13 protein-coding genes are annotated in these 18495 nt (G+C 53.3%); 10 read left to right on the forward strand and 3 right to left on the reverse strand.

The window, feature by feature from the left end; all coding sequences use genetic code 11:
• Positions 1 to 77: 77 nt before the first annotated feature.
• The 3 genes from pflB to ycaO all read right to left on the reverse strand — a co-directional run bounded on the left by pflB (position 78) and on the right by ycaO (position 5435).
• Positions 78 to 2360: a formate C-acetyltransferase gene (gene pflB / locus ACQG11_RS17805; RefSeq protein ID WP_022647624.1), complete on the reverse strand. Its 2283-nt coding sequence runs from the start codon at positions 2358 to 2360 to the stop codon at positions 78 to 80.
• A 51-nt stretch (positions 2361 to 2411) separates the two neighbouring features.
• A complete protein-coding gene (gene focA, locus ACQG11_RS17810; RefSeq protein WP_017384832.1) occupies positions 2412 to 3269 on the reverse strand; it encodes a formate transporter FocA in 858 nt (285 codons plus the stop codon).
• Positions 3270 to 3674: 405 nt separating this feature from the next.
• Entirely contained in the window at positions 3675 to 5435 is a 1761-nt protein-coding gene (gene ycaO, locus ACQG11_RS17815) for a 30S ribosomal protein S12 methylthiotransferase accessory factor YcaO (protein WP_022647625.1), read from the reverse strand.
• A gap of 127 nt (positions 5436 to 5562) precedes the next feature.
• Here ycaO and ACQG11_RS17820 point away from each other — a divergent pair, with 127 nt between their 5' ends.
• From ACQG11_RS17820 to ACQG11_RS17865, 10 genes are all read left to right on the forward strand, one after another.
• A complete protein-coding gene (locus ACQG11_RS17820) occupies positions 5563 to 6255 on the forward strand; it encodes a DUF421 domain-containing protein (protein ID WP_023299721.1) in 693 nt (230 codons plus the stop codon).
• A gap of 162 nt (positions 6256 to 6417) precedes the next feature.
• Positions 6418 to 7506, forward strand: coding sequence for a 3-phosphoserine/phosphohydroxythreonine transaminase (gene serC, locus ACQG11_RS17825; RefSeq protein WP_022647627.1), 1089 nt, complete (start codon positions 6418 to 6420; stop codon positions 7504 to 7506).
• Between the two features lie 68 nt (positions 7507 to 7574).
• Positions 7575 to 8858 carry a 3-phosphoshikimate 1-carboxyvinyltransferase gene (gene aroA, locus ACQG11_RS17830; protein WP_426728639.1) on the forward strand — a complete coding sequence of 428 codons (1284 nt, stop codon included), beginning with the start codon at positions 7575 to 7577 and terminating at the stop codon, positions 8856 to 8858.
• A gap of 185 nt (positions 8859 to 9043) precedes the next feature.
• On the forward strand, positions 9044 to 9727 hold the full coding sequence (gene cmk / locus ACQG11_RS17835; RefSeq protein ID WP_015570968.1) for a (d)CMP kinase: 684 nt from the start codon (positions 9044 to 9046) through the stop codon (positions 9725 to 9727).
• Positions 9728 to 9838: 111 nt separating this feature from the next.
• The gene (gene rpsA / locus ACQG11_RS17840) at positions 9839 to 11512 is read left to right on the forward strand and encodes a 30S ribosomal protein S1 (RefSeq protein ID WP_003858235.1); all 1674 of its coding nucleotides are present in this window, start codon (positions 9839 to 9841) and stop codon (positions 11510 to 11512) included.
• Positions 11513 to 11682: 170 nt separating this feature from the next.
• A complete protein-coding gene (gene ihfB, locus ACQG11_RS17845) occupies positions 11683 to 11970 on the forward strand; it encodes an integration host factor subunit beta (RefSeq protein WP_003858233.1) in 288 nt (95 codons plus the stop codon).
• Positions 11971 to 12181: 211 nt separating this feature from the next.
• Positions 12182 to 14446, forward strand: a complete 2265-nt coding sequence (locus ACQG11_RS17850; protein ID WP_426728640.1) for a ComEC family protein — start codon at positions 12182 to 12184, stop codon at positions 14444 to 14446.
• A gap of 36 nt (positions 14447 to 14482) precedes the next feature.
• The gene (gene msbA, locus ACQG11_RS17855; protein WP_003858227.1) at positions 14483 to 16231 is read left to right on the forward strand and encodes a lipid A ABC transporter ATP-binding protein/permease MsbA; all 1749 of its coding nucleotides are present in this window, start codon (positions 14483 to 14485) and stop codon (positions 16229 to 16231) included.
• Positions 16228 to 17205: a tetraacyldisaccharide 4'-kinase gene (gene lpxK / locus ACQG11_RS17860; protein ID WP_426728641.1), complete on the forward strand. Its 978-nt coding sequence runs from the start codon at positions 16228 to 16230 to the stop codon at positions 17203 to 17205. The genes msbA and lpxK overlap by 4 nt, the downstream gene beginning before the upstream one ends.
• 43 nt (positions 17206 to 17248) lie before the next feature.
• Entirely contained in the window at positions 17249 to 18478 is a 1230-nt protein-coding gene (locus ACQG11_RS17865) for a winged helix-turn-helix domain-containing protein (protein WP_426728642.1), read from the forward strand.
• The last annotated feature ends 17 nt before the right edge of the window (positions 18479 to 18495 follow it).

An 18495-nucleotide genomic window follows, 5' to 3' on the forward strand; every position in this document is an offset into this window, starting at 1 on the left:
CGAGGGTGTTAAAAAGGCCCCACTTGCGTGGAGCCTTTATTGTACGCTTTTTAACGCGTGATTTCAGTCAATTCCACTTACATGGACTGAGTGAAAGTACGGGTGATAACGTCCTGCTGCTGTTCTTTCGTCAGGGAGTTAAAACGTACTGCGTAGCCTGATACACGAATGGTCAGCTGAGGATATTTCTCAGGATGTTCCATCGCGTCGAGCAGCATTTCACGGTTCATCACGTTCACGTTCAGGTGCTGACCACCTTCAATGGACGCTTCGTGGTGGAAGTAACCATCCATCAGACCCGCGAGGTTAGTTTTACGCACTTCGTCGTCTTTACCCAGCGCGTTTGGCACGATAGAGAAGGTGTAAGAGATACCATCTTTCGCGTATGCAAACGGCAGTTTAGCAACGGAGGTCAGAGAGGCAACCGCACCTTTCTGGTCACGACCGTGCATTGGGTTAGCACCTGGGCCGAATGGCGCGCCAGCACGACGACCGTCTGGGGTGTTACCGGTTTTCTTACCATACACAACGTTAGAGGTGATGGTCAGAACAGACTGAGTCGGGATAGCGTTACGATAGGTAGTGAGTTTCTGAATTTTCTTCATGAAACGTTCTACCAGGTCAACCGCCATGTCATCAACGCGAGCGTCGTTGTTACCAAACTGCGGGTATTCGCCTTCGATTTCGAAGTCGATAGCCAGACCATCTTCGTCACGAATTGGTTTAACTTTCGCATATTTGATTGCAGACAGGGAGTCAGCCGCAACGGACAGACCTGCGATACCACACGCCATGGTGCGAACGACGTCACGGTCGTGCAGCGCCATCAGAGAGGCTTCGTAGCTGTACTTGTCGTGCATGTAGTGGATGACGTTCAGCGCAGTGACATACTGCTTAGCCAGCCAGTCCATGAAGTGATCCATGCGCTCCATCACTTCGTCGAAGTTCAGAAGGTCGCCTTTGATCGGTTCAGACTTAGGACCAACCTGCATTTTCAGTTTTTCGTCAACGCCGCCGTTGATTGCGTACAGCATGGTTTTCGCCAGGTTTGCACGCGCACCGAAGAATTGCATTTGCTTACCAACAACCATTGGGCTTACGCAGCACGCGATAGCGTAGTCGTCGTTGTTGAAGTCCGGACGCATCAGGTCATCGTTCTCGTATTGCAGAGAAGAGGTGTCGATGGACACTTTAGCGGCGAATTTCTTGAAGTTCAGTGGCAGTTTTTCAGACCACAGAACGGTGATGTTCGGCTCCGGAGAAGGACCCATGGTGTACAGGGTGTTCAGGAAGCGGAAGCTGTTTTTGGTTACCAGCGTACGGCCATCTACGCCCATACCGCCGATAGATTCGGTTGCCCAGATTGGGTCACCAGAGAACAGCTCATCATATTCTGGAGTACGCAGGAAGCGAACCATACGCAGTTTCATGACCAGATGGTCAATCATTTCCTGAGCGTCTTGCTCGGTGATTTTGCCTGCTTTGATATCGCGTTCGATATACGCATCCAGGAAGGTAGATACGCGGCCGAAGGACATTGCTGCACCGTTCTGAGACTTAACAGCGGCCAGGTAGCCGAAGTAGGTCCACTGGATAGCTTCCTGAGCGTTGGTTGCAGGACCAGAGATATCACAGCCGTATTTAGCCGCCATCTCTTTGATCTGACCCAGCGCACGGTGCTGTTCAGCAATCTCTTCACGCAGACGGATAGTCGCTTCCAGGTTTACGCCGTTTTCCAGGTCAGACTGGAGAGAGACGAACTGCGCGTATTTGTCTTTCATCAGGAAGTCGATACCGTACAGCGCAACGCGACGGTAGTCACCGATGATACGGCCACGGCCATAGGCATCTGGCAGACCGGTCAGAACGCCAGATTTACGGCAGTTCAGAATGTCTTTGGTGTAAACATCGAATACACCCTGGTTATGGGTTTTACGGTATTCGGTGAAGATTTTTTTCAGCATTGGGTCCAGCTCGCGGTTATACGCTTTGCAGGAACCTTCAACCATTTTAATGCCACCGAACGGGATGATTGCGCGTTTCAGTGGTGCTTCAGTCTGGAGACCAACGATTTTCTCAAGGGCTTTGTTGATGTAGCCAGCATCGTGAGAAGTGATGGTAGAAGCAACGGAGGTGTCAAAATCAACTGGCGCGTGAGTGCGGTTTTCCAGTTTAACGCCTTCCATTACGCTGTCCCACAGCTTGGTGGTTGCATCAGTCGCACCAGCCAGGAAGGATTCGTCACCTTCATACGGGGTATAGTTTTTCTGAATGAAGTCACGGACGTTGACTTCATTCTGCCAGTCACCTTTCGTAAAACCTTCCCAGGCTGTGGCTAACTTTTCATTAAGCTCGGACATGTAACACCTACCTTCTTAAGTGGATTTTTTATTTACTGCCTGAGACAACCATTAATGATGATCGCCGCCACGCAGGTAAATGACCCAGTATGTCAACCCAACTAACAGACCCCCACCGATAATGTTCCCGATAGTGACGGGGATCAGGTTATCAGTAATGAAATTCATAATAGTCAGGTGTGAAAAACTTTCCGGGGTTGAACCAACAGCAGTCCAGAACTCCGGGCTTGCAAAGTTGCGGATAACAATCCCCATCGGGATCATGAACATATTCGCAATACTGTGCTCAAAGCCGCTGGCAACAAACATCGCAACCGGCAGAACCATAATCATGGCTTTATCCATCAGGCTACGACCAGAGTAGCTCATCCAGACCGCCAGGCAGACCATCAGGTTTGCAAGGATGCCGAGAGCAACGGCTTCGATAAATGTATGGTGCATTTTGTGGTCGGCGGTTTGCAGGACGTTAAGCCCCCAGCCGCCGTTGGCGGTCATGTACTCGCCAGAAAGCCACATCAACAGAACAAAGAGCAGACAGCCAATCAGGTTGCCAACGTAGACGTTGAGCCAGTTGCGCCCCAGTTGACCCCAGGTAATTCTTCCGCTGGCTTTTGCCACAACAATCAGCACCGTTGAGGTGAAGAGGTCGGCGCCGCAGATGACGCAGAGGATCAGGCCCAGTGAGAAGCAAATACCACCAATCAGTTTCGCTATGCCGAAAGGCATCCCGGCAGTGCCGGTGGTGGCTGTGATATAGAAGACGAAAGCGATGGAGATGAACACCCCAGCCGTAATGGCCAGAAAGAACGTCGTCATCGGATGTTTCGTTGCTTTGTAGACACCCGCTTCTTCGGCAACTTTCGCCATCGCAGCGGGGAGTAATAGATCAAAAGGGTTGTCAGCTTTCACACTAACTCTCTCTTTATTAAGTCGGCGACGAGATACTAACAAAGCATTATAGAAGAGAAATTGATATAGATCATATCTCGCCTGGCTTATAGGCCCGCAATGTGTATGGTTTTACAGCAAAAGCGGAGTAAGTATTTGATTATCCGTATAAAAATAAATTTTAAAAGTTATGAAAAGAGTTGAATTTTTTCCTTCAGCCTCCCGTGGAACAGTTAATTAAAATGGAGTATTTATTAGAATTAGTAACAGTAAAGCCCAGGTAAGCGTTTTTATATTTACCCGTGGTTAACTTAATTATTACAATTAAACGTCATTGCGGAAAAATAAAAAAAAGGGGCAATGAAATTGCCCCGTAATATAGCTCAGGCGATTGAATACGCCTACAGCCATTAATGTTATATGCGCTTATTTTGACCAGTAAGCGGCTTTAGCCTTCTGCAATTTTTCATACGCATTCAGCAGCGACTGATGCGCCGGGAAGGCTTTCAGATCGCTGTCAACCGCTTGCAGGCCATAGAACGGTTCTTCACCGCTCAGCGCAGCGCTGGCAGCTTCAACGGCATCTGCACCGTACATGCGGACGAAGGCGTTCAGATACTGCAATGGCTCGCGGTCGTCTTCCTGAGAAAGCAGGAGCAGCGTTTGCAGGCAACGGTAATAGTTAGTGCGCTCGGCGGAGAAGACGGACTGGTTAAACTCCATCGTCCACTCGGTCCAGGCCAAAGCCTGATCCAGATCGCCGCCCGCCAGCGCCAGCATCGCTTTTAGCTCGCCGATGCGCAGCGTGTACCAGCCGTTATCTTTTCCGGTTGCCAGACCCAGCAGTTCGCGTACGCGGGTGAAATCATCGTGTCCTTCTTCGTCCAGTTGGGCGATCAGGTTCAGATAATCTTCTTTATCCCACTCGCTGCCCGGCAGGGCCAGCAGGGTTTCACGCAGATGCGCGCCCATGCTGTTGTTCGCCAGCCACAGATCTTCTGCCGGATAGATGTCCGACATACCCGGCACAATAATACGGCACGCATAAACGCCGAGGTGTTCATAGTCGGCAATATAGACTTCCTGATCTTCCGCGTTGAAGATCGCCATCAGGGTGGCGAACTCTTCTTCCGTCGTACCGGCAAAGCTCCAGTCCACGAACGGATAGTCTGCGTCCTGTTTGAACATATCCCAGGAGATCAAACCGCTGGAGTCGATGAAGTGCGTTTCGAGGTTGGTGTGCTCGGCGACTTCTTCGTCATCAAAGGTTGGCGGGGTGAATACGTCGAGATCTTTCAGGCTACGACCTTGCAGCAGTTCGGTCACGGTACGCTCCAGCGCCACGCCGAAGTCCGGGTGCGCGCCGAAAGAGGCGAAGCAGGTGCCATTTGCCGGGTTGAACAGTACCACGCAGATAACCGGATATTTGCCGCCCAGAGAGCCGTCATAAGCAAAGATTGGGAAACCTTCCGCTTCCAGTTTGGCGATGGATTCCACCACGCCCGGGTAGCGCGCCAGCACGTCAGCCGGGATCTCCGGCAGGCTGATGGATTCAGCAATAATACGGTTTTTGATGTGACGCTCGAAAACTTCAGACAACCCCTGTACACGCGCTTCGTTACGGGTGTTACCGGCAGACATACCGTTAGACACATACAGATTGCCAACGATGTTCATTGGAATGTAAACGGTCTGCTCGTCAGACTGACGGGTGAACGGCAGGGCGCAGATACCACGATCCTCATTGCCGGATTGCAGGTCGATCAGCATGCTGGCGGTCAGTTCGTTTTCCGGATCGTAGAACGCGCGCAGGCGGGCATCGAGAATGCCTTCCGGCAGTTCGTCGTCTTCGGGTAGCGGGAACCATTTTTCGTTCGGGTAGTGAACGAACGGGCCGTTGGCAATCGTTTCACCCAGCCAGAAGTCGGCGAAGAAATAGTTGGTGGACAGACGCTCAAAATACTCACCCAGCGCAGAGGCCAGTGCCGCTTTTTTGGTCGCGCCTTTGCCGTTGGTAAAGCACAGCGCACAGTCTTTGTCGCGAATATGCACGGACCAGACGTGAGGCACCGGATTCAGCCAGGAGGCTTCTTCGATATTAAAGCCCAGGTCGGTCAGTTTCTGCTGGAAGCGAGCGATGGAATCTTCCAGAGCGGCGTCTTTGCCGGGGATAAACGTTTGAGTCATGGCGTTCACTTTTATCGTACGTAAAGCGCGCAATGATACGGGTTTTGCGTGACGGGTGCTATCTCCGGCGAAAATAAATGGCTGGGCTATGCTTATAAGCAGTAACCTACTGTTAAGGCATAAAAAAATGAAAGCATTTGATCTCCAGCGGATGGCGTTTGATAAAGTCCCACCTGAGTTTTTAGGCGAAGTGGCGTTGCGTAGCCTGTACACCTTTGTACTCGTCTTCCTGTTCCTGAAAATCACCGGACGTCGCGGCGTGCGGCAGATGTCACTGTTTGAAGTGCTGATTATCCTGACGCTGGGTTCGGCGGCAGGGGACGTTGCCTTTTATGACGATGTGCCGATGGTGCCGGTTTTTATCGTCTTCGTGACGCTTGCGCTGCTGTACCGGCTGGTCATGTGGCTGATGTCGAAAAGTGAAAAACTGGAAGATCTGTTCGAAGGAAAACCGGTGGTGATTGTCGAAGATGGTCAACTGGCCTGGGAGAATGTGCAAAGCGCCAATATGACGGAGTTTGAGTTCTTTATGGAGCTACGTATAAGCAGCGTTGAACAACTGGGGCAGGTGCGTCTGGCGATTATGGAAACGAACGGTCAAATCAGCGTTTATTACTATCCTGACGATGAGGTCAAGCCCGGCCTGTGCATACTGCCGGATATGCTTATCGAGCGATACAAAACCGTCCCTGATGCGGGCCAGTATGCCTGCATAAAATGCAGCCACGTGGTGGTCATGCAGGCGGGCGATCATCAATTATGCCCTCGCTGTACAAATCCAGAATGGACGAAGGTTAGCCGTGCTAAACGCATTACCTGACAGCGATATTGTCGGTTTTGCGACAACGGTACGGCAGATTGTTTTGTGTGACGAGGGGCACATTTCTTCGGCCATAAGTTTTAGACATTGCGGCGCGTGTCACTGAGTGATAAAACCGATATCCACAGTTATAACTTATGGCTTTTAGCGTGGTGAGGGGAAATGGCTCAAGTCTTTAATTTCAGTTCAGGTCCGGCAATGTTACCGGCAGACGTGCTCAAACAGGCTCAACAGGAGCTGTGTGACTGGAACGGTCTGGGTACGTCGGTGATGGAAGTCAGCCACCGGGGTAAAGCGTTTATTCAGGTGGCGGAAGAGGCAGAAAAGGATTTTCGCGATCTGCTGAACATTCCCTCGAACTACAAAGTATTGTTCTGTCACGGCGGTGGACGCGGTCAGTTTGCGGGTATTCCGCTCAATCTGCTGGGCGACAAATCCACCGCTGATTACGTTGATGCCGGCTACTGGGCGGCCAGTGCGGTAAAAGAAGCGCACAAATATTGCACGCCGAACGTTATCGATGCCAAAGTGACCGTTGACGGTATGCGCGCCGTGAAGCCGATGAGTGAGTGGCAGCTTTCTGACAACGCCGCGTATCTTCATTACTGCCCGAACGAAACCATCGACGGTATCGCTATTCACGAAGAGCCAGACTTTGGCGAAAATGTCATTGTGACGGCGGACTTCTCCTCCACCATTCTGTCCACGCCGCTGGACGTCAGCCGCTACGGCGTCATCTACGCGGGTGCCCAGAAAAACATCGGTCCTGCGGGTCTGACTATCGTTATCGTGCGTGAAGACCTGCTGGGGAAAGCCCATAAGTCTTGCCCGTCAATTCTGGATTACACCGTCCTGAACGACAACGATTCCATGTTCAACACTCCACCAACGTTCGCCTGGTATCTCTCCGGCCTGGTCTTCAAATGGCTGAAGCAAAAAGGCGGCGTGGCGCAGATGGACAAGATCAATCAGCAAAAAGCTGAACTGCTGTACGGCGTGATCGACAAGAGCGATTTCTACCGTAACGATGTCGCCAAAACTAACCGTTCGCGCATGAACGTGCCGTTCCAGCTGGCGGACAACAACCTGGATAACGTGTTCCTGGAAGAGTCCTTCGCGGCGGGTCTGCATGCGCTGAAAGGTCACCGTGTGGTAGGCGGTATGCGTGCCTCTATCTATAACGCGATGCCGCTGGAAGGCGTTAAAGCCCTGACTGATTTCATGATCGACTTCGAACGTCGTCACGGTTAATTGGCTGTTTTTCACCCCCGCAGCGTTCCTGCGGGGTTTTTATTATGTTGAGTTGAGAGTTGAGTTTCATGGAATCCCTGACGTTACAACCTATCGCGCGGGTAGATGGCACCATTAATCTGCCTGGTTCAAAAAGTGTCTCGAACCGCGCTCTGCTGCTGGCAGCTCTGGCAAACGGCACCACCGTCCTTTCCAACCTGCTGGACAGCGATGACGTGCGCCATATGCTCAATGCACTGAAAGCGTTGGGCGTTCAGTACGCGCTGTCAGACGATCGTACCCGTTGTGAAGTCACCGGTAACGGCGGCGCATTACATTCCGCTGAAGCGCTGGAGCTTTTCCTGGGTAACGCCGGTACGGCGATGCGTCCTCTGGCCGCTGCGCTGTGTCTTGGGAGCAACGATATTGTGCTGACCGGCGAGCCGCGCATGAAAGAGCGTCCGATCGGCCACCTGGTCGATGCCCTGCGTCAGGGCGGCGCGCAGATTGATTATCTTGAGCAAGAAAATTACCCGCCACTGCGTCTGCGCGGTGGTTTCACTGGCGGTAATGTTGAGGTTGATGGTAGCGTCTCCAGCCAGTTCCTGACGGCACTGCTGATGACCGCACCGCTGGCTCCAAATGATACCGTGATTAGCATTAAAGGCGATCTGGTCTCTAAGCCGTACATTGATATCACGCTGCACCTGATGAAAACCTTTGGTGTTGAGGTGGAAAACCAGTCATACCAACGCTTCGTGGTTCGCGGTGGCCAACAGTATCTGTCTCCGGGTCACTACCTGGTTGAAGGCGATGCTTCATCCGCCTCCTATTTCCTTGCCGCAGGCGCGATTAAAGGCGGTACGGTAAAAGTGACGGGTATTGGTCGCAACAGCGTGCAGGGCGACATTCGTTTTGCCGACGTGCTGGAAAAAATGGGCGCGGTTGTGACCTGGGGCGATGACTTCATCTCCTGTACGCACGGTGAGCTGAACGCCATCGACATGGACATGAACCATATTCCTGACGCGGCAATGACCATTGCCACCGCTGCGCTGTTTGCGAAAGGCACCACCACGCTGCGCAACATCTATAACTGGCGCGTAAAAGAGACTGACCGCCTGTTCGCAATGGCAACCGAGCTGCGTAAAGTGGGGGCGGTGGTAGAAGAGGGCGAAGACTACATTCGCGTCACGCCGCCGGCAAAACTGCAATTTGCAGAAATTGGCACCTACAACGATCACCGCATGGCGATGTGTTTCTCGCTGGTGGCGCTGTCAGATACGCCAGTCACCATCCTTGACCCGAAGTGCACGGCGAAAACCTTCCCGGACTACTTCGAACAGCTGGCGCGCATTAGCACCCTGGCCTGACGATCGTATGCCGCATCTCCTGATGCGGCATTTCCTTACGCTTTCTGACAGTCATCCTCTTTCATTTCTTCTACACTCTGCTTCAATCATTCCGTAATTTGCACGCAAAGGTAACAGTTGCGCACGTTGGCGCGTATAATGCGCGGCGTTCATGTAAACGGTATGCCTTAATTAAGGAGAAAAAGATGACGGCAATTGCCCCGGTAATCACCATTGATGGGCCAAGTGGCGCAGGGAAAGGTACTCTGTGCAAAGCGATGGCGGAAGCATTGCAATGGCATCTTTTAGATTCGGGAGCAATCTATCGCGTGCTGGCGCTGGCTGCGCTGCATCATCATGTAGATGTTGCGTCTGAAGAAGCGCTGGTACCGCTGGCTGCACATCTGGATGTGCGCTTTGTCTCTACTGATGGCAACCTTGAAGTGATCCTGGAAGGGGAAGATGTCAGCGGTGAAATCCGTACGCAGGAAGTGGCCAATGCGGCCTCTCAGGTGGCGGCTTTCCCACGCGTTCGTGAAGCGCTGTTACGTCGCCAGCGCGGTTTCCGCGAAGCGCCGGGGCTGATCGCCGACGGCCGCGACATGGGAACCGTGGTATTCCCTGATGCGCCAGTGAAAATTTTCCTTGACGCTTCTTCGGAAGAACGTGCTCAACGCCGCATGCTTCAGTTGCAGGAAAAGGGGTTTAGTGTTAACTTTGATCGCCTTTTATCCGAGATAAAAGAGCGCGATGACCGCGATCGTAACCGCGCCGTCGCACCACTTGTTCCCGCGCAAGACGCATTAGTGCTGGATTCAACCAGTTTAACTATTGAGCAAGTGATTGAAAAAGCGCTACAATATGCGCGCCAAAAACTGGCACTCGCGTAATCGCGACCGATTTAGCAGTACCCCCGCTGCAATGGATTGACGGCGGGTATGTGAAACAACCCCATCCGGCACGGAGCCAGGTGGACGTTAATATTAACCTGAAGATTAAACATGACTGAATCTTTTGCTCAACTGTTTGAAGAATCCTTAAAAGAAATCGAAACCCGTCCGGGTTCCATCGTTCGCGGTGTTGTTGTTGCTATCGACAAAGACGTAGTACTGGTTGACGCCGGTCTGAAATCTGAGTCCGCCATCCCGGCTGAGCAGTTCAAAAACGCCCAGGGCGAGCTGGAAATCCAGGTAGGTGACGAAGTTGACGTTGCTCTGGACGCAGTAGAAGACGGCTTCGGCGAAACCCTGCTGTCTCGTGAGAAAGCTAAACGTCACGAAGCATGGATCACGCTGGAAAAAGCTTACGAAGAAGCTGAAACTGTGGTCGGTGTTATCAACGGCAAAGTTAAAGGTGGCTTCACTGTTGAGCTGAATGGTATTCGTGCGTTCCTGCCAGGTTCTCTGGTAGACGTTCGTCCAGTCCGTGACACCCTGCACCTCGAAGGCAAAGAGCTTGAGTTCAAAGTAATCAAGCTGGACCAGAAGCGTAACAACGTTGTTGTTTCCCGTCGTGCCGTTATCGAATCCGAAAACAGCGCAGAACGCGATCAGCTGCTGGAAAACCTGCAGGAAGGCATGGAAGTCAAAGGTATCGTTAAGAACCTCACTGACTACGGCGCATTCGTTGACCTGGGCGGCGTTGATGGCCTGCTGCACATCACCGACATGGCGTGGAAACGCGTTAAGCACCCAAGCGAAATCGTGAACGTGGGCGACGAAATCACTGTTAAAGTGCTGAAGTTCGACCGCGAGCGTACTCGTGTATCCCTCGGCCTGAAACAGCTGGGCGAAGATCCATGGGTAGCTATCGCTAAGCGTTACCCAGAAGGTACTAAACTGACTGGTCGCGTTACCAACCTGACCGACTACGGCTGCTTCGTTGAAATCGAAGAAGGCGTTGAAGGCCTGGTGCACGTTTCCGAAATGGACTGGACCAACAAAAACATCCACCCATCCAAAGTTGTTAACGTTGGTGATGTAGTGGAAGTGATGGTTCTGGATATCGACGAAGAACGTCGTCGTATCTCCCTGGGCCTGAAGCAGTGCAAAAACAACCCATGGCAGCAGTTCGCGGAAACCCACAACAAGGGCGACCGTGTTGAAGGTAAAATCAAGTCTATCACTGACTTCGGTATCTTCATCGGCCTGGACGGCGGCATCGATGGCCTGGTTCACCTGTCTGACATCTCCTGGAACGTTGCAGGCGAAGAAGCAGTTCGTGAATACAAAAAAGGCGACGAAATCGCAGCAGTTGTTCTGCAGGTTGACGCAGAGCGTGAACGTATCTCCCTGGGCGTTAAACAGCTCGCAGAAGATCCGTTCAACAACTGGGTTGCACTGAACAAGAAAGGCGCAATCGTAAACGGTAAAGTGACTGCTGTTGACGCTAAAGGCGCAACCGTAGAACTGGCTGACGGCGTTGAAGGTTACCTGCGCGCTTCCGAAGCTTCACGTGACCGCGTTGAAGATGCAACTCTGGTTCTGAGCGTTGGTGACGACGTTGAAGCTAAGTTCACCGGTGTTGACCGTAAGAACCGTGCAATCAGCCTGTCTGTTCGTGCTAAAGACGAAGCTGATGAGAAAGATGCAATCGCAACTGTGAACAAACAGGAAGATGCAAACTTCTCTAACAACGCAATGGCTGAAGCTTTCAAAGCAGCTAAAGGCGAGTAAGTTCAGGTTCGCACCATCATTTGAGCTGTAACGCATTTACAGCGCGAAGGATGGAGAGCAGACTTGACAGATTGCAGGATTCGTCCTGTAATCAATAACAAAGGGCGGCTACGGCCGCCCTTGTTTAATAAGCTGTTCAGCTAATGGGTTTGAAAGGAACCGGAGGAATCATGACCAAGTCAGAATTGATTGAAAGACTTGCCAGTCAGCAACCGCATATCCCTGCCAAGGCTGTGGAAGATGCCGTTAAAGAGATGCTGGAGCATATGGCTACCACTCTTGCCCAGGGCGAGCGCATTGAAATCCGCGGTTTCGGTAGTTTTTCCCTGCACTATCGTGCACCACGTACCGGGCGTAACCCGAAGACTGGCGATAAAGTGGAGCTGGAAGGAAAGTATGTTCCGCACTTTAAGCCGGGTAAAGAACTGCGCGATCGCGCCAATATTTACGGTAACTGAGTTTAATCATCAGGGTTAAACTGAGTTTAAAGAAAGCACCTTAGGGTGCTTTTTTTGTATCCCGCCCTGCATTTCTGAATACGCGCCGCATTTAAATTTTCTCTTTGCTGTAAACGCTTAAAAACGTTGCAGCGCCCGCTGTAAATCACGCCTTTTCTGTCTGACGACGCATCACTCCTGCCGCATAATCGCCTGAAACATGGAGGTGAAGATGGGGATCCACGTTATCAGTATGTGCGCCATTCTGGCCATAATCCCGCTCTATTGGTTACCCGTTTTGCCAGACTTGCATATTGTCTGGTTGCTGATTGCCGCAGGAATTGCGTTATCCGTACAGCAGAGAAAATGGCTCAGGTTTTCAGGCCTCGCATTGCTTTTTATGTGCTGGGGGATCCTGGCCGCTCAGGAAAGCGTGTGGCCGATGAACCATTTAACGAGAGCACCGCAGCAGGCCGAGGTGGTCATTACCGCAACTGACGGCGCAACGATGCATCAGGGAAGGATTATCAGCCTCAATGGAGAACGCGTGTGGGCTGCTATGGGCGTGTCACTCTACGGCAACTACCTGCCTCAAAATGTCTGCGTGGGTCAACGCTGGGCGATGACCCTGCGGCTCAGGGCGGTACACGGAGAACTCAACGATGGCGGCTATGATTCGCAGAAAAACGCCTTTGCCCGACACCAGACGCTGAGCGGACGGTTTACCCATGCGGAGATTATCGACGCACGCTGTAGCCTGCGTTCGCAATACCTGACATCACTACAGAATACGCTTTCAGCATATCAGTGGGGGCCCGTGATCCTGGGGCTGGGAATGGGGGAGCGGCTGTCGGTCTCGCGGGAGATAAAAAACCTGATGCGTGAGACCGGAACGATGCATCTCATGGCCATTTCGGGATTGCATATTGCGCTGGCAGCTTCTGCTGTCTGGCTACTGGCTCGGGGCATCCAGTTTTTCCTGCCGGGCCGCTGGATTATCTGGCATATGCCCTTACTGGCAGGTCTGATTTTTGCCGCGTTTTACGCATGGCTAACGGGCTTGCAGCCGCCCGCGCTGCGTACGGTTATGGCGCTTGTGGTGCTGGCCGCATTAAAAATGAGCGGTCGCCAGTGGTCGCCCTGGCAGGTATGGCTTACTTGCGTGGCGGCGATCCTGTTTTTCGATCCGCTGGCGGTACTGTCACAAAGCCTGGCGTTATCCGCGTTTGCGGTCGCCGCGCTTATTTTTTGGTATCAGTGGTTGCCTCTCCCGCACTGGCAACGTGGCCGGTGCCTGCGGCCGCTGGTTACGCTGTTGTATTTGCAGGTTGGAATGCTGCTGCTTCTGTTGCCGCTTCAGGTACTGATTTTCCATGGTTTCAGTCTCTCCTCGCTGGTGGCGAATCTGTTTGCTGTTCCTCTGGTAACGTTTATCTCAGTTCCACTGATCCTGCTCGGCATGTTTCTGCATCTGTTTCCGGTGGCGACGCTGGAAAGTATCGTCTGGCTGGCAGCCGATAAATCTCTGGCAGGACTTTTCTGGCTATTGATGCGTTTACCGAATGGCTGGCAGGACGTAGATGAACGCTGGCAATACCTGACGTTACTGCCGTGGCTGCTGATCATTGGCTGGCGATTCAGGGCCTTCAGCGCAGTACCCGCAGTCTGTCTGGCAGGCAGCGTGGTGATGGCATTTCCCCTCTGGCACAGGATTAAAACTGACAGCTGGTCCCTGCATATGCTGGATGTAGGGCAAGGGCTGGCGATGGTCATTGAGCGTCACGGGAAGGCCATTCTGTATGACACCGGGCTGGCATGGCCCGGTGGGGACAGCGCGCAGCAGCTGATTATCCCCTGGCTACGCTGGCATCATCTGAGGCCGGAAGGGGTGATCCTGAGCCATGAACATCTCGACCACGCGGGGGGACTGACATCGCTAAAAGCTGCCTGGCCTGCAATGTGGATCAGAAGCCCCTTAGCCTGGACCGGACATCTTCCGTGCTTTCGTGGACAGCGATGGCAGTGGCATGGGTTAACGTTCTCCGTGCACTGGCCACCCGAAAACACCTCGGCGAAAGGTAACAACCGCTCCTGCGTGGTAAAAATCGATGACGGTGAACAGAGCGTTTTACTGACCGGAGATATTGAAGCGCAGGCAGAACTGGCAATGTTGAGCCACCGCTGGCGTCAACTTGCGGCTACACTGATTCAGGTGCCGCACCATGGGAGTAACACGTCATCTTCAACACCGCTGCTACAGCGCGTGGAGGGGCAGGTTTCGCTGGCCTCGATGGCCCGCTATAACGCGTGGCGTTTCCCTTCCATCAAAGTAGTCAGGCGCTATCGAACTGAGGGATATCTCTGGCTTGATACCCCGCAGTCCGGACAGATAACTGTGACGTTTTCGCACCAAAGTCGGCAAATTCGCCGCTTACGTGAACACTATTTACCGCGTTGGTATCATCAGTGGTTTGGCGCGCCCGTAGATAACGGGTAGAATATGCGGCTATTTCAACAAATGCTGGTTTTTTGAATGCATAACGACAAAGATCTCTCCACGTGGCAAACGTTCCGCCGGCTCTGGCCGATGATTGCACCTTTCAAAGCAGGCTTGATCGTGGCGGGCGTAGCGTTAATCCTCAACGCAGCCAGCGATACGTTTATGTTATCGCTTCTCAAACCGTTACTGGATGACGGTTTTGGTAAAACGGATCGTTCAGTGCTGCTATGGATGCCGCTGGTGGTTATTGGGCTGATGATCTTACGCGGAATCTCCAGCTATGTATCCAGCTACTGCATCTCCTGGGTATCCGGTAAAGTGGTGATGACCATGCGCCGTCGGTTATTCAGCCATATGATGGGGATGCCAGTCTCATTCTTTGACAAACAGTCAACCGGTACCCTGCTGTCGCGTATTACCTACGATTCAGAGCAGGTGGCGTCGTCCTCTTCCAGCGCACTGATTACCGTTGTGCGTGAAGGCGCATCCATCATCGGTCTTTTTGCGATGATGTTCTATTACAGCTGGCAACTGTCGCTGATCCTTATTGTGCTGGCGCCGATTGTCTCCATCGCGATCCGCGTGGTATCAAAGCGTTTTCGCAACATCAGTAAAAATATGCAGAATACGATGGGGCAGGTGACTACCAGCGCCGAGCAGATGCTGAAAGGCCATAAGGAAGTGTTAATCTTCGGCGGTCAGGAAGTCGAAACCAAACGCTTTGACAAGGTCAGCAACAGAATGCGCCTGCAAGGGATGAAAATGGTATCGGCCTCGTCGATTTCCGATCCGATCATTCAGCTGATTGCCTCTTTGGCCCTGGCCTTCGTCCTGTATGCAGCAAGCTTCCCGAGCGTCATGGAAACCCTGACTGCGGGTACCATTACCGTGGTGTTCTCATCCATGATTGCGCTGATGCGTCCGCTGAAATCGCTGACTAACGTCAACGCCCAGTTCCAGCGCGGGATGGCAGCCTGTCAGACGCTGTTCAGCATCCTCGATTCCGAACAGGAAAAAGATGAAGGTACACGCGTGATCGAGCGCGCTAAAGGTGACCTGGAATTCCGCAACGTGACCTTTACCTATCCAGGCCGTGAAGTGCCGGCGCTGCGTGATATCAGCCTGTCCATCCCGGCGGGTAAAACCGTTGCACTGGTCGGTCGTTCCGGTTCGGGCAAGTCGACTATTGCCAGCCTGATTACCCGTTTCTACGATATCGACCAGGGCGAAATCCTGCTTGATGGTCACGACCTGCGGGAATATACCCTACAGTCGTTGCGTAACCAGGTCGCGCTGGTTTCGCAGAACGTGCATCTGTTCAACGATACGGTGGCAAACAACATTGCGTATGCCCGTACCGAAGAGTACAGCCGTGAAGAGATCGAGAATGCGGCGCGTATGGCCTATGCGATGGACTTCATTAACAAAATGGATAACGGTCTGGATACGATCATTGGCGAAAACGGGGTGCTGCTCTCCGGTGGTCAGCGTCAACGTATCGCGATTGCCCGAGCGCTGCTGCGCAACAGCCCGATTCTGATCCTCGATGAAGCAACGTCCGCACTGGATACGGAATCTGAACGCGCTATCCAGTCGGCTCTGGATGAATTACAGAAAAACCGTACCTCGCTGGTTATCGCGCACCGTCTGTCGACCATCGAACAGGCTGACGAAATCGTGGTGGTGGAAGACGGCGTTATCGTTGAACGCGGCAGCCATGCGGACCTGCTGGAACAACGTGGTGTATACGCGCAGCTTCATAAAATGCAGTTCGGTCAATGATTGCACGCATCTGGTCGGGTGAATCCCCTCTGTGGGTGCTGCTTCTCCCGCTCTCCTGGCTGTATGGCCTGGTGAGCGGTGCTATTCGTCTGCTTTATCGCCTCGGGATCAAGCGCGCCTGGCGCGCACCGGTACCGGTCGTGGTGGTCGGCAACCTGACGGCGGGTGGAAACGGCAAAACGCCGGTGGTGATCTGGCTGGTAGAACAGCTCCAGAAGCGCGGTATCCGCCCGGGAGTTGTTTCACGCGGTTACGGTGGTAAAGCGGCGCAGTATCCACTGGTGCTGAGCCCAGCTACGACTACCGCTGAAGCCGGTGATGAGCCGGTACTGATTTACCAACGTACTGGCGCGCCGGTTGCGGTATCGCCGATGCGCAGTGATGCCGTAAAGGCACTGCTTGCAGAGCATGACGTACAAATCATAATTACCGATGATGGTTTGCAGCATTACGCGCTGGCGCGTGACAAAGAGATCGTGGTTATTGACGGCGTGCGGCGTTTTGGCAACGGCTGGTGGCTGCCAGCCGGTCCAATGCGTGAGCGTGCGTCGCGCCTGAAGAGCGTCGATGCCGTGATTGTAAACGGTGGTGAAGCCAGAGCGGGTGAGATCCCGATGCATCTTCGTCCCGGAAAGGCAGTGAATATGCTGACCGGCGAGCGTAAAGACGTCGCGTTACTGGATCATCTGATTGCGATGGCCGGGATTGGTCATCCGCCGCGTTTCTTCGCGACGCTGGAGCAGTGCGGCGCGCGGCTGGAGAAACGGGTACCGCTGGCCGATCACCAGGCGCTGGTTGCCGAAGAGGTTGAGAGGCTGGCCGCACCGGGCCAGACGCTGATCATGACGGAAAAAGACGCGGTAAAATGCCGGGCCTTTGCGAAAGAAAACTGGTGGTATCTGCCGGTTGATGCTGAACTCAGCGGCGAACAGCCGGAACATTTGCTCAAGGAACTGCTCGCGTTAGTGCAGTAACTTCTACGCGGTTCCGGTGGCGCTTTGACTGACAGGAAAACGCATGTCTCTACCGCAACTCTCACTTGCAGCCGCACGAAACCTGCATCTTGCCGCCCAGGGGCTTCTGAAAAAGCCCCGCCGCCGCGCGCAGCCAGCGGATATCCTCTCTACCGTGCAACGCATGTCGTTGCTGCAAATCGACACCATTAACATCGTGGCGCGTAGCCCGTATCTGGTCCTGTTTAGCCGCCTGGGAAACTATCCTCCGCAGTGGCTGGATAATGCGCTAAGTCAGGGCGAACTGATGGAATACTGGGCGCATGAAGCCTGTTTTCTCCCGCGCAGCGATTTTGCACTGGTGCGTCACCGCATGCTCGCCCCGGACAAAATGGGCTGGAAATACCGTCAGGAGTGGATGGTGGAACACGCGGATGAAATAGAACAACTGATTGCCCATATTCAGGAAAACGGTCCGGTACGCTCCGCGGATTTTGAACACCCGCGAAAAGGCGCAAGCGGATGGTGGGAGTGGAAACCGCACAAACGCCATCTTGAAGGGCTGTTTACGTCGGGCAAAGTGATGGTGGTCGAGCGCCGCAACTTTCAGCGCGTTTATGACCTCACGCACCGCGTTATGCCTCACTGGGACGATACGCGTGACCTGCTGTCTCAGGACGCAGCCGAAGCCATCATGCTCGGGAACAGCGCCCGCAGCCTGGGCATATTCCGCCCACAGTGGCTGGCGGATTATTATCGCCTGCGTCAGCCGCAGCTAAAACCGCTGCTGGAAACGTGGCAGCGTGAACAGCGCGTGATGCCGGTCTCGGTTGAGTCGTTAGGTGAAATGTGGCTGCATGCGGATTTGTTCCCTCTGCTGGCGCAGGCGCAAGATGGCAAACTCCAGGCGACCCACAGTGCCGTGCTCTCGCCATTCGACCCCGTAGTCTGGGACAGAAAGCGGGCCGAACAGCTGTTTGATTTCAGCTACCGTCTGGAATGCTACACCCCGGCGCAAAAGCGTCAGTACGGTTATTTTGTTTTGCCGTTGCTTCATAAAGGGCAGCTTGTCGGGCGCATGGACGCTAAAATGCACCGTAAAACCGGCACGCTTGAAATTATCGCGCTCTGGCTGGAAGAGGGCATAAAAGTCACGGCTGGCCTGGAAAAAGGGCTAACGTCTGCGCTCAGTGAATTTGCGCGCTGGCAGGGGGCGTATGAAATTGTACTCGGTCGCGTGCCTGCGGGGCTGTTTACGACCTGTCGAGGTGGCTGGGAAACAGGCACTCCCTGAAAAAAGAATGTGGTAAG

Source organism: Enterobacter cloacae complex sp. 372C4 (assembly GCF_050030615.1).
Lineage (GTDB): Bacteria > Pseudomonadota > Gammaproteobacteria > Enterobacterales > Enterobacteriaceae > Enterobacter > Enterobacter intestinihominis.

Excerpts from the sequence above, each read along its gene's own strand:
- rpsA (WP_003858235.1), top strand. The coding sequence starts at position 9,839 with ATGACTGAATCTTTTGCTCAACTGTTTGAAGAATCCTTAAAAGAAATC.
- lpxK (WP_426728641.1), top strand. The coding sequence starts at position 16,228 with ATGATTGCACGCATCTGGTCGGGTGAATCCCCTCTGTGGGTGCTGCTT.
- msbA (WP_003858227.1), top strand. The coding sequence starts at position 14,483 with ATGCATAACGACAAAGATCTCTCCACGTGGCAAACGTTCCGCCGGCTC.
- ACQG11_RS17865 (WP_426728642.1), top strand. The coding sequence starts at position 17,249 with ATGTCTCTACCGCAACTCTCACTTGCAGCCGCACGAAACCTGCATCTT.
- serC (WP_022647627.1), top strand. The coding sequence starts at position 6,418 with ATGGCTCAAGTCTTTAATTTCAGTTCAGGTCCGGCAATGTTACCGGCA.
- ihfB (WP_003858233.1), top strand. The coding sequence starts at position 11,683 with ATGACCAAGTCAGAATTGATTGAAAGACTTGCCAGTCAGCAACCGCAT.
- aroA (WP_426728639.1), top strand. The coding sequence starts at position 7,575 with ATGGAATCCCTGACGTTACAACCTATCGCGCGGGTAGATGGCACCATT.
- ACQG11_RS17850 (WP_426728640.1), top strand. The coding sequence starts at position 12,182 with ATGGGGATCCACGTTATCAGTATGTGCGCCATTCTGGCCATAATCCCG.
- pflB (WP_022647624.1), bottom strand. The coding sequence starts at position 2,360 with ATGTCCGAGCTTAATGAAAAGTTAGCCACAGCCTGGGAAGGTTTTACG.
- ycaO (WP_022647625.1), bottom strand. The coding sequence starts at position 5,435 with ATGACTCAAACGTTTATCCCCGGCAAAGACGCCGCTCTGGAAGATTCC.
- cmk (WP_015570968.1), top strand. The coding sequence starts at position 9,044 with ATGACGGCAATTGCCCCGGTAATCACCATTGATGGGCCAAGTGGCGCA.
- ACQG11_RS17820 (WP_023299721.1), top strand. The coding sequence starts at position 5,563 with ATGAAAGCATTTGATCTCCAGCGGATGGCGTTTGATAAAGTCCCACCT.